Raw genomic sequence first — 12,646 nt, 5'->3', positions numbered from 1 at the left:
TGCAGACTCACTTCACTTGTCGGTTGCGGTGTACGAGGAGCTTACCCCGTTCGACCCGTTCTGACCGGCGGATATCGATCCTGTCGCGACGTGCGTCACGCCGGCCCTCGTGCGCACGCCTCACGTCGTCGCGATCGGCGAACAGCGACGAGGACGGCCGGGGCGGCAGGTCGTCCGTCACTCCAGGACTCAGTGTCTCGAGTTTCGCGGTGACCTCGGACAGCTGTCCGAGGAGCACCTTCCCCTTGCGCCAGTAGGAGAGGGCGAAGAGGACCAGCATCGTCAGAGCCCCCAGCGCGAGGCCGAGCCAGATCAGGATCCACGACCACCAGGTCACGACGGCTCCCCCTCGTTCGCGGCGAGCGCGGAGGCCGCCCAGTGCGCGACCGCGGAGCGCGCCTCGGGGGGTGCCACCACGGTGACGAGACCCGCCAACGACGCCACCAGGCGCGTCAGTCCCTCCAGATGTGCGACGCGGAGACGGACGAGGACACCGTGGTGCTCCTCCCCCGGCACGGGATCGGGGAACTCGGCGTCGGCCGCGTAGTCGCCCAGCAGCACGACGGCGCTGGGGGCGACGCGCAGGTCCACGACGAGATCGGAGGCGGAGGCCTCGAAGAGCCGTTCCGAGAGGGTCACCTCGTTGCGGCGCCGGACGATCGGCGTCCCCGTGTCGCGGAGGGAGCGCATCCTGTCGACCCGGAACGTCCTGACGCCCTCGCGGAGGTGGTCCCATCCGCGCAGGTACCAGTCCCGGTCGACCGATTCGAGCACGAAGGGGTCGACGAGCCGGGACTCGGTCTCGCCGCGGGCGCTGCGGTAGTCGAAAGCGACCTGCGTCGCCGAGCCCATCGCTGTCCGCAGGAGCGCCACAGCGCTGTCCGCGCCCGTGCCGCGCGAGACCGCCACCGCGCTCGGGGCCGAGGAGGCGCCGCGAGCGAGCTTCCCCATCAGCGAGGCGATCCGGTCGTTGCCCTGGTTCTCGGGCAGGGCTGCGAGGTACTGCATGCCGGCGATGAGGGCGGCGGCCTCGCGCGCCGAGAACCTCGGCGAGTCGTCGATCGCGACCTGGTGGGTGAGGACGACGTGGTCGTTCTCCTCGAAGTCGTCCCAGCCGATGTCGAAGAGGTCGTTCGCCTGGTACTGCGCGGTCTCGCCGGGGATGCCCGAGACGGCGATGAGGCGCACTGCGCGCCGCACCTCCTCCTCCGGGATCTCGAAGTGCGCGGCGACCTCGGCGACGGAGACGCGGCCCCGGTCGAGCAGGTAGGGAACGAGGGAGAGGAGGACGGCCAGGCGGTCGCGCGCCTGCAGGGAGCGGGGTCTAGCCACGGGGATCCCCTCCATGGTCGTCGAGGGTGCGGCGGAGGCGGTCGAGGACGCGTCGGCGGAGCTCCTCCGGCTCGAGCACCCGCACCTCGGGACCGTGACCGGCGAGCTCGTCCGCGAGCACGTCCGGGTCGGTGTAGTGCAGGCGCAGCAAGCCCTGGCCCTCGCCCTCGGCCTCGGCACGCCCGCCGAGACGGAGGGCGGCGTCGGAGTCGGGGGCGACGCGCAGGAGCGCGCTGTTGCGCTGCAGGATCTCGTCGAGCTGGGCGAGAGCGGTCGCCGCGTGGTCCCCCTCCGCGGGAGGCGCGGTGCGGCCGGTGGACGCGACCGGCCCGACGATCCGCGACAGGAGGAAGGTCCGCGTGCCCTCGGCGCCCTCGTCCCAGCCGTGGAGGTGCCAGCGCCCCTGGTGGTTCACCAGGGCGCGGGGCTGCACGGTGCGCACGCGCGGCTCCTCGCCGCCGGGCTTCAGGTAGGGGAAGCGGACGACCTGACCGCGGTCGAGCGCGGCGTTGAGCGGCTCGAACGAGGCCTCGCGGACCCGGATCGAGGGGCTGATGCCGATGACGGGGTCGACGGACTCGACCCCGATCGAGCGCAGCTTGATCAGCGCGCGCCGCGACTCCGCCGAGAGCGTCCCCTCGCGCCAGACCGCCCCGGCCAGGCGGAGCAGCGCGAGCTCCTCCGGATCGAAGGTCAGGTCGGCAGGGAGGTCGTAGCTGCGCTTCGCGATGCGGTACCGGACGGTCTGGGTGTTGCCCGGGTCGCCCGGGGCGTCGACCGTCTCGATCGGGATGCCCAGCTCGCGCAGGTCGTCCTTGTCGCGCTCGAACTGGCGCTCGAGCGAGGTCCGGTCGCCCCGGCCGACCCGCTGCCGGTAGCCCTGCACCGTGGAGAGGACGTCGGCCTTCGTCAGTCCGTTCTCGGCCGCGACGAGCGCGAGCACGAGGTTGAACAGACGCTCCTCGGCCGGGACGCGGCTCGAGGACGGGGCGTCGGAAGGCACGCCCTCCAGTCTAGGGCCGGGCCCGGTCAGACCTTTCCGAGGATGTCGGCGACGAAGATCAGCGTCGCGCCGCCGGGGATCCCGCCCTGAGGGGAGCCCTGGTCGCCGTAGCCCTGGTCCGGCGGGATGACCGCGATGACCTGGGATCCGACGGGCTGGCCGATGAGGGCGTCGGCGAATCCGGCGATGACTCCGCCCTGGGTGGTCGAGCCGTCGGCGGCCGTGAACACGGCGGGAGCGCCCTTCTCCCAGCTGGAGTCGAACACCTTCCCGTCGCTCCACTGCCAGCCGGTGTAGGCCACGACGACCTGGTCGCCCTCGGCGACGACGTCGCCGTCGCCCTTCTTGAGCTGGGCGATGCGGAGGTCGGACGGTGCGTCGCCCGAGGGCTTCGCGAGCCCCGGGCGTCCGTCGTCGCCGAGCGTCACCGTCGGGAAGCCGTCGGGCGCGGGCTGGGCGGCGCCGTTCGCGCGGGCCAGCGAGGCCTCGCGGACGTCCGCGACGAGCACGAGCGTGTCGTCCTCCGAGATGCCGAGCTGCGACGAGGACTGGCCGAAGCCGTCCTCGGGGGCGATCGCGATGGCGACGCGCGAGCCGACCTGCGTGCAGAGGAGGCCCTCGTTCAGGCCGACGAGCCCGGCTCCGCCGACGCCGAAGCGGGCGGTGCTCGACCCGTCGTAGGGCGAGGTCTCGAGGACCGTGCCGTCCGCTCCGTTGACCAGGGTGTAGTCGATGGTGACGAGCTGGCCCTTCTCGAGCGGTGCGCCCGAGCCCTCGATGAGGGTGCTGACCTGCGTGCCGTCCGCCTTCAGCGGCGTCGGGACGCTGACGTCCGGCTTCGCTCCGAAGTCGCCCGTGGCGCTGACCGCCGCCGAGGAGTCGCCGGAGGAGAACGGAGCGTCGCAGTCCGCCTGCGAGGAGGACGCGGTGCATCCGGTGAGAGCGGCGACGATGCCGATGCCGGCGATGAGCGCGGTGGTCCTGCGCACGGGTCCTCGATTCGAGAGAAGGGGAGCGGTGACGCCCGGGGTGGAGACGGCCCGGAGGCCGGGAACAGCTTAGAGGATGCCCTCGTCGTCGGGCTCCGCGGTCTCCTCGCCGAACCCGCGGGCCCGGGAGAGCCCGGCGCTGGTGGCGGACTCGCGGACCCGCTTGCGCAGGCTCTTGGGGCTCACGGCGCGCTCGCCGAGCGCGCCGGGGGTCCAGGCCTCCACGTCCTCGTCGCTGAAGTCCGTCTTCGACGGGCGGCGCTTGAGCTCGGGGAGCACGGTGTCCGGAGCGAGCCGGCGAGCGGTGATGAGGAAGCCGGTGTGGCCGATCATCCGGTGGTCCGGCCGGACCGCGAGGCCCTCGACGTGCCAGCCGCGGACCATGGTCTCGTTCGACGACGGGTTCGTGAACAGGCCCGAGGCGCGGATCGCCTCCGCCGTCCGCGAGAGCTGCGTGACGGTGGCCACGTAGCAGAGGAGCACTCCCCCGGGCGTGAGAGCCTCGGCGGCGACGTCGAGGCACTCCCAGGGCGCGAGCATGTCGAGCACGACGCGGTCGGCTTCGCCGGACGGGACCGTGCCGGGCAGCGCCTCGACGAGGTCGCCGACGGTGACGCTCCAGTTGTCGGGCGTGTAGCCGAGGAAGGTCTCGATGTTCGCCCGTGCGACATCCGCGAACTCCTCGCGCCGCTCGAACGACGACAGCCGGCCGGTCGGACCCACCGCCCGCAGCAGCCAGAGCGAGAGCGCGCCGGAGCCGACACCGGCCTCGACCACGCGGGCGCCGGGGAAGACGTCGGCGAGGGCGAGGATCTGGGCCGCGTCCTTCGGGTACACGATCGCCGCGCCGCGGGGCATCGACATCACGAAGTCGGCGAGGAGGGGTCGCAGCGCGAGGTGCTCGACGCCGACGGTGTTGGTCACCACCGAGCCGTCGGGCAGCCCGATCACCGTGTCGTGCTCGATGCCGCCCCGGTGCGTGTGGAACACCTTGCCGGGAACGAGCGTGATGGTGTTCATCCGCCCCTTGGGTCCCGTCAGCTGGACGCGGTCCCCCGCGCGGAAGGGTCCGGAATGCTGCAGTGCCTCACCGGTCATCGGCGGGCCTCCGTCTCGGTCGTGGCCGGGCCGGAGCCGCGGTGCTCGGAGGACACCGTCGCGAGGTCCGCGACGGTGCGGCCCGCGAGGGTGGGCCAGAGGGCGTAGGGGGCGGCGGGGTCGAGCTCCAGCTGGTGCGGGACGCCGATCGCCGCGGCTCCGGAGGCGACGGCCGCGCCGAGGCCCGTGAGGGAGTCCTCGATCGCGACGCAGGCGGCGATGTCGACACCGAGGGTGCTCGCGGCGAGGAGGTACGCCTCGGGGTGGGGCTTGCTGCGCTCGACCATGTCGCCGCTGACGACGGCGGCGAAGGCGGGGAACGGGATCCGGTCCACGACGGCCGCGGCCATCCGCGAGATCGACATCGTGACCAGCGCCTGCGGCACACCCGCCTCGGACACCGCGTGCAGCAGCTCGAGCGCGCCCGGTCGCCACGGGATGCTCACGGCCAGCTGGTCGACGACCTCGTCGGTCATCCGGTCGATGATCGCGTCGACGGAGAGGTCGACGCCCTTGCCCTGCAGGATGCGGGCGGCGGCGGGCAGGCCCGAGCCGACGAGTCCCATCGCGTCCTCGTGGGTCCACACTCCGCCGAAGGAGGAGACGAGCGCGTGCTCCGACGCCATCCAGTACGGCTCGGTGTCGACGAGCGTCCCGTCCATGTCCCAGAGGACGGCGGCGGGGGCGGACGCTCCTCCGAGCGGCTCGGAGGACAGCGGCCGGGCGGAGGTCTCGGGAGTCACGAGCGACCATGGTACCGGCAGGGCCGCGCCCCTCCCCGGCCGCGGGCCGAGAGCGAACAGCGCGGCCGATCCCGCCGGACGGGACGGGCGCGGCCGGAGGCGGTCCTATCCTGGACGGAGGGACAGGCGCGGTGTGCGCTCCCCGCACATCGAGCCGAACGCGGAGATCCTGCCTATGAACGTGATCACGGGGAACGTCCTGGTCGTGGCCTTCGAGGGCTGGAACGACGCCGGGGACGCCGCCAGCGGCGCGCTGCGGCTGGTCAAGGACGCCGGGGAGTACGTGCCCCTCTTCGCCGTCGACGCCGAGCAGTACTACGACTTCCAGTACACCCGCCCCATGCTCTCGATCGGCGAGGACGGCCGCCGCAACCTCGCCTGGCCCGGCACCCAGATCTTCGGCCCGGCCGACACCTCGGTCGACGCCGAGAGCGCGCTGTACCTCATGATCGGCACCGAGCCCTCGCGCAGCTGGAAGAGCTTCGCGGCCGAGGTCGTCGACGCCATGCTCGCGATAGACATCTCCGCCGTCGTCTTCCTCGGCGCGATGCTCGCCGACGTCCCGCACACCCGGCCGATCTCCATCTTCGCCTCGAGCGAGAACGCGGAGCTGCGGAGCTCGTTCGAGCTCGAGCGCTCCAGCTACGAGGGGCCGGTCGGCATCCTCAGCGTGATCGGCGAGGCCGCACAGAAGGTCGGCATCCCCGCCGTCTCGATCTGGGCCTCCGTCCCGCACTACGTGCACAACGCGCCCTCGCCCAAGGCGATGCTGGCGCTGCTCGAGAAGCTCGAGGAGGTCGTCGGCCTGGCGATCCCCCGCGGCGACCTCGTCGAGGAGGCGGAGGAGTGGGAGCGCGGCATCGACGCCCTCGCCGCCGAGGACGAGGAGATGGCGTCGTACATCGCCCAGCTCGAGCAGGCGCGCGACACCGTCGACTCGCCCGAGGCGAGCGGCGAGGCGATCGCCCAGGAGTTCGAGCGCTACCTGCGCCGCCGCGGCGACGGCCGCTCCGGCGAGGAGCCCTGGCGCCCGTAGCCTCCGCCGGCGCCCGCTCGTCCGAGACGGTCGTCGATCACGGGACCGCTCTGGCCGATGACCCTCCCGGCCGCCTGACGGGACTCGCCCCTGACGGGACTCGAGCCGTCCGGGACTCGAGGCTTACGGGACTCGAGCCTGACGGGGTTCAGGCCGGGCGCACCCCGAGCAGGGCGTCGACCGCGTCGCGCAGGAGCGACGGGTCGTCCACGCCCTCGGTCAGTGCGGCGTCGACGACGGCGAGGGCGGCCGGAGTGCCGAGGTCGTCGGCCAGCGCCTCGCGCAGCTGCGCCAGCACCTCGAGCGCCGAGCGCGGTCCGACGGCGGCGAGGGCCGCCTCCCAGCGCGCCAGGCGCGCCTCGGCCGACGGCAGGTCCTCGGGCAGCCACTCCCAGTCGGAGCGGTAGTGGTGCGCGAGGAGCGCGAGGCGGATCGCCCGCGGGTCCGCGCCCTCGCTCCGCAGACGTGAGACCAGCACCAGGTTCCCGAGCGACTTGCTCATCTTCTCGCCCTGGTAGGCGACCATCCCGGCGTGCGCGTAGGCGCGGGCCAGAGGACGGCCGGACAGCGACGCGGCGTGGCCGGCGCTGAACTCGTGGTGCGGGAAGACCAGGTCGCTCCCGCCGCCCTGCAGGGTGAACTCGGGTCCGAGCCGGTCGAGGGCGATCACCGAGCACTCGATGTGCCAGCCCGGACGGCCGCGGCCGACCTCGGCGTCCCAGGCGGGCTCGCCGGCGCGCTCGGCCCGCCAGAGCAGCGGATCGAGGGGGTCGCGCTTGCCGGCGCGCTCCGGGTCGCCCCCGCGCAGCGCCGAGAAGCGGGCCATCGACTCCGCGTCGAGCCGGCTCTCGCTGCCCAGGTGCCAGACGGCGCTCTCGGCCGTGGCGATGTCGTAGTAGAGGTCGCTCGCGCCCTCCTCCGCCGCGTCCGGAGCAGCGACGCGGTAGGCGACGCCGTCGCGCTCCAGGCGGGCGACCGCCTCCGCGATGGGATCCACAGTCTCGGTGACTCCGACGTAGTGCTGCGGAGGCAGGACGCGCAGGGCGGCCATGTCGCCGCGGAACAGCTCGACCTGCTCCTCGGCGAGGTCGCGCCAGTCGACACCGGTGGCCGTCGCACGCTCGAGCAGCGGGTCGTCGACGTCGGTCACGTTCTGGGCGTACTCGACCGTGTAGCCCGCGTCGAGCCAGACGCGCTGGACCGTGTCGAAGGCGAGGTAGGTCGACGCGTGCCCGAGGTGGGTGGCGTCGTAGGGCGTGATGCCGCAGACGTAGAGGCTCGCGACTCCGCTGGGCGCGTCGAGCTCGACGGGGCCGGCGGTCGCGGTGTCGTGCAGGCGCGGTGCGCTCCCCCGGCCGGGCAGGGCGGGGACGTCGGCGGCGGTCCAGGCGCGCATCTAGGCGGCGATCAGGCCGGTGGCGAGCGCGACCATGAGGACGACGCCGAGGACGATGCGGTACACGACGAACGGGAGGAAGCTGCGGCGGGAGATGTAGCTCATGAAGAACGCGATCACGACGAAGCCGACCACGAACGCGACGATGGTCGCCACGAGGGTCTCGAGCCCGCCGACCTGGACCTGGTTCGGGAGCACGACCGGGTCGCTGATGCTCTTGTACAGCTGGTAGAGACCGCTGCCGAACACCGCGGGGATCGCGAGGAGGAAGGAGTAGCGCGCCGCCGCCTTGCGCTCGTACCCGAGGAAGAGGCCTGCGGTGATGGTGCCTCCCGAGCGCGAGACGCCGGGGATCAGGGCGAGCGCCTGCGCGCCTCCGAAGATCAGGCCGTCGCGGACGCCCAGGTCGCGCAGGCGTCGCTTCTTCGCGCCGACCGCGTCGGCGATGCCGAGCAGGATGCCGAAGAGGATGAGGGTGGTGGCCACCACCCACAGGGAGCGGAGGGTCGTCTCGATCGCGTCCTGGAAGACGAGGCCGAGGACGATGATCGGGAGGCTGCCCAGGATGATGAGCCAGCCCATGCGGGCGTCCGGGTCCGAGCGCGGGATCCGGCCGACGAGGGAGCGCGCCCAGTGCGACACGATCCGCACGATGTCGCGCCAGAAGTAGATGATGACGGCGGTCTCGGTGCCCAGCTGCGTGATCGCGGTGAACGCGGCTCCGGTGTCGCGGCCGCCGAGACCGGGCAGCAGCTCGCTGACGATCCGGAGGTGGGCGCTGGAGGAGATGGGGAGGAATTCGGTCAGACCCTGGACGAGTCCCAGGATCAGCGCGTCGAGCAGGCCCATGCGTCACTTTCGAGGAGGGCTGGGGCGTCGTCGGCCAGCAGTCGGTCGGGATCGGTCGGTGCTGACCCGGTCCGCGGCGCCGTCAGGAGCTCAGCAGGAGATCGGTCAGGACCTTCCTGCCAAACACTAGTGCGTCCAGTGGAACGCGCTCGTCGACCCCGTGGAACAGCGCCGGGAAGTCCAGGGACGACGGCAGCTGGAGCGGCGCGAACCCGTATCCGGTGATGCCGAGCGTCGAGAGCGCCTTGTTGTCGGTGCCTCCGGAGAGCAGGTACGGGAGGACCTCGGCGCCCGGATCGAAGCGGCGGATCGAGGCGGCCATGCTCTCGACGAGGGGGCCGGCGAAGGGCACCTCGAGTCCGATGTCGCGGTGCTGGACGAGGATCTCGACGTGCTCGCCCGCGAGGACCTTCAGGCGCTCGAGCACCGCATCCTCCTCGCCGGGGAGGACGCGCACGTCGATGGTGGCCTCCGCGGTGTCCGGGATGACGTTGGCCTTGTAGCCGGCCGACAGCATCGACGGATTGGCGGTGGTGCGCAGCGTCGCGGCGATGAAGCGCGAGGCGGTGCCGGTGGCGAGTGCCAGCTCCTCCGGAGTGCTGCGCTGAGGGTCGTGGCCGAGCAGGCGGGCGACCTCGTCGAGCAGCTCGCGCGTGGTGTCGGTGAGGCGGGTGGGCCACTCCTCGCTTCCGATGCGGGCGATCGCCTGCGCCAGCCGGGTGACGGCGTTCTCGGAGTTGATCTGCGAGCCGTGCCCCGCCGTGCCGTGCGCGCGGAGGGTCAGCCACATCAGCGCCTTCTCGCCCGTCTGCACGAGATAGGCGCGCTTGCCGGCCAGCTCGATCGAGTAGCCGCCGACCTCGCTGATCGCCTCGGTCGCTCCGGCGAACAGCTCGGGCCGCTCACGGGCCAGGAATCCCGATCCCCGCACGCCGCCCGCCTCCTCGTCGGCGAAGAAGGCGATGACGAGGTCGCGGGAGGGGCGCCTCCCCTCGCGGAGGATGTCGCCGAGCGAGGCGAGGATCATCGCGTCCATGTTCTTCATGTCGACCGCGCCGCGGCCCCAGAGCATGCCGTCCTTGATCTCGCCGCCGAACGGGTCGACGCTCCAGTTGTCGGCGATGGCGGGCACCACGTCGAGGTGCCCGTGGACGACGAGGGCGCCGCGCTCGCGGTCCTCCCCCGCGACCCGCGCCACGACGCTCGTGCGTCCCGGGTCGGAGTCGATCAGCTCGGGCTCGAGGCCGAGGTCGCGCAGCTTCGCCGCGACGTACTCCGCGGCCGGGCGCTCCGGCTCCGCCTTCCCGTCGCCGTAGTTGCTGGTGTCGAAGCGGATGAGATCGCGCGCGATGAGCGCCGTCTCGTCGAGGGTGCTGTCGGTCACGGGCGCGCTGTCGATGCTGTCGGACATGCGGGCAACGGTACCGGCGCGGGCTCGACGGCGCGCGGAGGACGGTGGGCCGGGAGGTGGCGTGAGAGGCCCCGGAACCGTGCTAATGTCTTCTTCGGCCGCGGAAACGCAGGTCGAAGGAAACACTCGTCCGGGTGGCGGAAATGGCAGACGCGCTAGCTTGAGGTGCTAGTGCCCGTATAGGGCGTGGGGGTTCAAGTCCCCCCTCGGACACACTGATCGGAACCCCTCGTCTCTCTTCGGAGAGGCGGGGGGTTCCGTCGTTCCCGGCACCGTCCCCTCCTCGCGCCGGCGGGAGGGATGCTGTGGGCGGAGAGTGCAGACGCCCCGGCTCCTCACGAGGAGACGGGGCGGCTGCTGCATCGGACGGGCGCTTCTGCAGCGGACGGGCGCTCCTGCACCGCAGGGCCCTCCCGCACGGACCGAGCCTCGGTGTCAGACGCCCACTGCTGCCGGAGACCAGCCGAGAGCCGGAGCGATCGATTCCACGACAGTGCGCAGGAGCCGCGCGTTGTACTCGACCCCGAGCTGGTTGGGAACGGTGAGCAGCAGCGTGTCCGCCTCCTGCACGGCGGCGTCCGCAGCGAGCTCGGCGGCGACGGCGTCCGGCTCGCCCGTGTAGCTGCGGCCGAATCGGGCGCGGACGCCCTCGAGGGTGGCGACCTGGTCCTGCTCGCCGCGGCCGCCGAAGTACAGCCGGTCGAGATCGGTCGTGATCGGAAGGACGCTGCGCGACACGGAGACGCGCGGGGTGCGCTCCCAGCCCGCCTCGCTCCACGCGTCGCGGTACTCGCGGATCTGGCGGGCCTGCAGCTCGTCGAAGGGCACGCCCTCCTCCTCCAGGAGCAGGGTCGACGACTGCAGGTTCATGCCCTGCTCGGCTGCCCAGCGCGCGGTCGCGAAGCTGCCGGCACCCCACCAGATCCGGTCCTCGAGGCCGGGCGAGCGCGGCTCGATCGAGAGCGGGAGCGACTGGCGCGTCATCGCCGGATCCGACTGCGCGACCGGCGCTCCGGCGAGCGCCTCCCGGAGGATCCGCACCTTCTGCCGGGCGAGGTCGGCGTCGGTCATCCCCTCCGGGGGGACGAAGCCGAACGCCTCGGACCCGCGCAGGGCCGTCTCGGGCGATCCCCGGCTGACCCCGAGCTCGAGCCGGCCATCGGAGATCAGGTCGGTGGCGGCCGCCTCCTCCGCCATGTAGAGCGGGTTCTCGTAGCGCATGTCGATGACCCAGGTGCCGATCTCGATGCGGCGGGTGCGCGCGGCGATCGCCGCCAGCAGCGGGAACGGCGAGGCGAGCTGCGGCGCGAAGTGGTGCACGCGGACGTAGGCGCCGTCGATGCCGATCTCCTCCGCCGCCTCCGCGAGCTCGATCGTCTGGAGGAGGACGTCGCGAGCAGAGCGGGTCTGAGACCCGGGGACGGACTGGTAGTGGCCGAAGGAGAGGAAGCCGATGCGCGAGACCATGCCTGCCTCAGCGCCCGGGGGTCCCCCGCTATTCCCCGAGGGTGTGCACGGCGGTCGCCGAACCGCGACAGCGCTCCCGAGGAGTACTCAATACACGTATGGTGGTCGCGTGCCCGCTGATCGGGGCGGAGAGGGGTCGTCGTGGAGCCGATGGTCGGTCGCCTCGGGGCGACTCTCGGGGTTGCCATGCAGACGATAAGCGGGTCGCAGGTGCAGGCAGGCGCTCTCCGTCCGCAGCGGAAACGGTCGCCCGGTCGCGTCTCCGCGTCAGTGCGCCTCGAAGTCGGCGGAGACCGAGGCGGTGACCTCGATGTCCTCCGGCTTGAGGGCCAACGGCTCCTCAGGAGAGGAGAACGCCTTGGCGCGGCTCATCATCGCCGAGCCGCCCTCGATGCGCGTGTGCGGCCGCAGTCCCGGCTCGAAGAGGGTCAGCACCCGCACCTCGGTCAGGCCCAGGGCCGCAGCATAGGCCTCGGCCCGCTCGCGCGCGTCGCGGACGGCAGCGGTGCGGACCTCGCGCTCGATGCCCGCACGTCGTGCCGCCGTCACGTCCCAGTCGACCCCCGAGATCTGGATCCCCGGCACCTCCGAGATCGAGCCGACCCAGCGCCCGAGAGCCGCGAAGTCCCGGTACTTCACCCGGACCCCGGCGGCAGCGACATGGAACAGCTGCGTGACGTCCGAGTCCTTGATGTACCGGCGGATCGAGGAGACCGAGATCTGATCGGAGGACCACCAGGTGGCGGCGCCGGACGCCTGCTCGGCGGCCGCCTCCTCACGGACCCGCGCGTGCAGGGCGGTGACCTCGGCGAGCGCCTGGGGTCGGGATCGCGACTCGCGCCGGATCTCGAGGCGGACGGTGCCCCGCTCGGCGGGGTGGAAGTGCTGGGCGAGACCGGCGACGGTGATGGTGACCATGGCCCCATGGTGCCGTACGCACCCCGTCAGCTCCGAGCGGCAAGCATCTCCCGGATGCGGTCGGCGAGGGCCCGCTCCGTCGTCAGGTTGCTGACCAGCTGGGCTCGGTGCCCCCCGCAGGCGCCTGGGAGGGGATCTCCGGTGCTCGGGTCGACCCGGCCCAGCAGTGCCCGCTCCCCCTGGGCGATCGAGGCCTCGAGCAGGGCGAGCCGCCGCTCGAGCCGCTCGATCTCGAAGCTCTCGGGCGTGATGTCGGACTCGCGGAAGTGGCCGGCTGTGGAAGTGGGGACGCTCATCGATGATCCGTTCCGTCGGGGGCGCCCAGGAGCGGCGCCATCACCAGGAAGACACCGGAGAACGGCGATCATGACGCGAAGGCGCGAAATGCACTGAGACGTGGCGCG

13 protein-coding genes and 1 tRNA gene are annotated in these 12,646 nt (G+C 72.4%); 2 read left to right on the top strand and 12 right to left on the bottom strand.

Annotated elements, in window-relative coordinates; translation table 11 throughout:
• Positions 1–7 precede the first annotated feature (7 nt).
• The 6 genes from C5C53_RS08835 to C5C53_RS08810 all read right to left on the bottom strand — a co-directional run bounded on the left by C5C53_RS08835 (position 8) and on the right by C5C53_RS08810 (position 5,165).
• Positions 8–337 carry a hypothetical protein gene (locus tag C5C53_RS08835; RefSeq protein ID WP_104267341.1) on the bottom strand — a complete coding sequence of 110 codons (330 nt, stop codon included), beginning with the start codon at positions 335–337 and terminating at the stop codon, positions 8–10.
• Positions 334–1,332, bottom strand: a complete 999-nt coding sequence (locus C5C53_RS08830) for a YafY family protein (RefSeq protein ID WP_258067680.1) — start codon at positions 1,330–1,332, stop codon at positions 334–336. The genes C5C53_RS08835 and C5C53_RS08830 overlap by 4 nt, the downstream gene beginning before the upstream one ends.
• Positions 1,325–2,335, bottom strand: coding sequence for a YafY family protein (locus C5C53_RS08825; RefSeq protein ID WP_104255002.1), 1,011 nt, complete (start codon positions 2,333–2,335; stop codon positions 1,325–1,327). Before C5C53_RS08825 ends, C5C53_RS08830 begins: the two co-directional genes overlap by 8 nt.
• Before the next feature lie 26 nt (positions 2,336–2,361).
• Positions 2,362–3,324 (bottom strand): FKBP-type peptidyl-prolyl cis-trans isomerase, encoded by a 963-nt coding sequence (locus tag C5C53_RS08820; protein ID WP_104237455.1) that lies wholly within the window; start codon positions 3,322–3,324, stop codon positions 2,362–2,364.
• 69 nt (positions 3,325–3,393) lie between these two features.
• Entirely contained in the window at positions 3,394–4,422 is a 1,029-nt protein-coding gene (locus C5C53_RS08815) for a tRNA (adenine-N1)-methyltransferase (RefSeq protein WP_104267339.1), read from the bottom strand.
• Positions 4,419–5,165, bottom strand: a complete 747-nt coding sequence (locus C5C53_RS08810; protein ID WP_258059822.1) for an HAD family phosphatase — start codon at positions 5,163–5,165, stop codon at positions 4,419–4,421. The genes C5C53_RS08815 and C5C53_RS08810 overlap by 4 nt, the downstream gene beginning before the upstream one ends.
• A 175-nt stretch (positions 5,166–5,340) precedes the next feature.
• Between C5C53_RS08810 and C5C53_RS08805 the strand changes: the two genes are divergently transcribed.
• Positions 5,341–6,201: a proteasome assembly chaperone family protein gene (locus tag C5C53_RS08805; RefSeq protein WP_104246850.1), complete on the top strand. Its 861-nt coding sequence runs from the start codon at positions 5,341–5,343 to the stop codon at positions 6,199–6,201.
• 148 nt (positions 6,202–6,349) lie between these two features.
• Here C5C53_RS08805 and mshC read toward each other — a convergent pair whose 3' ends face one another.
• From mshC to C5C53_RS08790, 3 genes are all read right to left on the bottom strand, one after another.
• The gene (mshC, locus tag C5C53_RS08800; protein ID WP_104267338.1) at positions 6,350–7,597 is read right to left on the bottom strand and encodes a cysteine--1-D-myo-inosityl 2-amino-2-deoxy-alpha-D-glucopyranoside ligase; all 1,248 of its coding nucleotides are present in this window, start codon (positions 7,595–7,597) and stop codon (positions 6,350–6,352) included.
• On the bottom strand, positions 7,598–8,446 hold the full coding sequence (locus C5C53_RS08795; RefSeq protein ID WP_104222008.1) for an undecaprenyl-diphosphate phosphatase: 849 nt from the start codon (positions 8,444–8,446) through the stop codon (positions 7,598–7,600).
• Positions 8,447–8,528: 82 nt separating this feature from the next.
• Complete coding sequence (locus tag C5C53_RS08790; RefSeq protein ID WP_181127737.1) at positions 8,529–9,857, bottom strand: M20/M25/M40 family metallo-hydrolase; 1,329 nt, start codon at positions 9,855–9,857, stop codon at positions 8,529–8,531.
• Positions 9,858–9,985: 128 nt separating this feature from the next.
• Between C5C53_RS08790 and C5C53_RS08785 the strand changes: the two genes are divergently transcribed.
• Positions 9,986–10,070: transfer RNA gene (locus C5C53_RS08785), tRNA-Leu, on the top strand.
• A 222-nt stretch (positions 10,071–10,292) separates the two neighbouring features.
• Here C5C53_RS08785 and C5C53_RS08780 read toward each other — a convergent pair.
• From C5C53_RS08780 to C5C53_RS08770, 3 genes are all read right to left on the bottom strand, one after another.
• Positions 10,293–11,324 carry an LLM class flavin-dependent oxidoreductase gene (locus tag C5C53_RS08780; RefSeq protein WP_104267337.1) on the bottom strand — a complete coding sequence of 344 codons (1,032 nt, stop codon included), beginning with the start codon at positions 11,322–11,324 and terminating at the stop codon, positions 10,293–10,295.
• A gap of 267 nt (positions 11,325–11,591) precedes the next feature.
• Positions 11,592–12,242 carry an SIMPL domain-containing protein gene (locus tag C5C53_RS08775; RefSeq protein ID WP_104225267.1) on the bottom strand — a complete coding sequence of 217 codons (651 nt, stop codon included), beginning with the start codon at positions 12,240–12,242 and terminating at the stop codon, positions 11,592–11,594.
• 26 nt (positions 12,243–12,268) lie between these two features.
• Complete coding sequence (locus C5C53_RS08770; RefSeq protein WP_104222002.1) at positions 12,269–12,538, bottom strand: hypothetical protein; 270 nt, start codon at positions 12,536–12,538, stop codon at positions 12,269–12,271.
• Positions 12,539–12,646 lie beyond the last annotated feature (108 nt).

It is taken from the genome of Rathayibacter sp. AY1E3 (assembly GCF_002932235.1).
Taxonomy (GTDB): Bacteria; Actinomycetota; Actinomycetes; order Actinomycetales; family Microbacteriaceae; genus Rathayibacter.
This window is presented reverse-complemented; position numbering and strand designations above follow the sequence as displayed.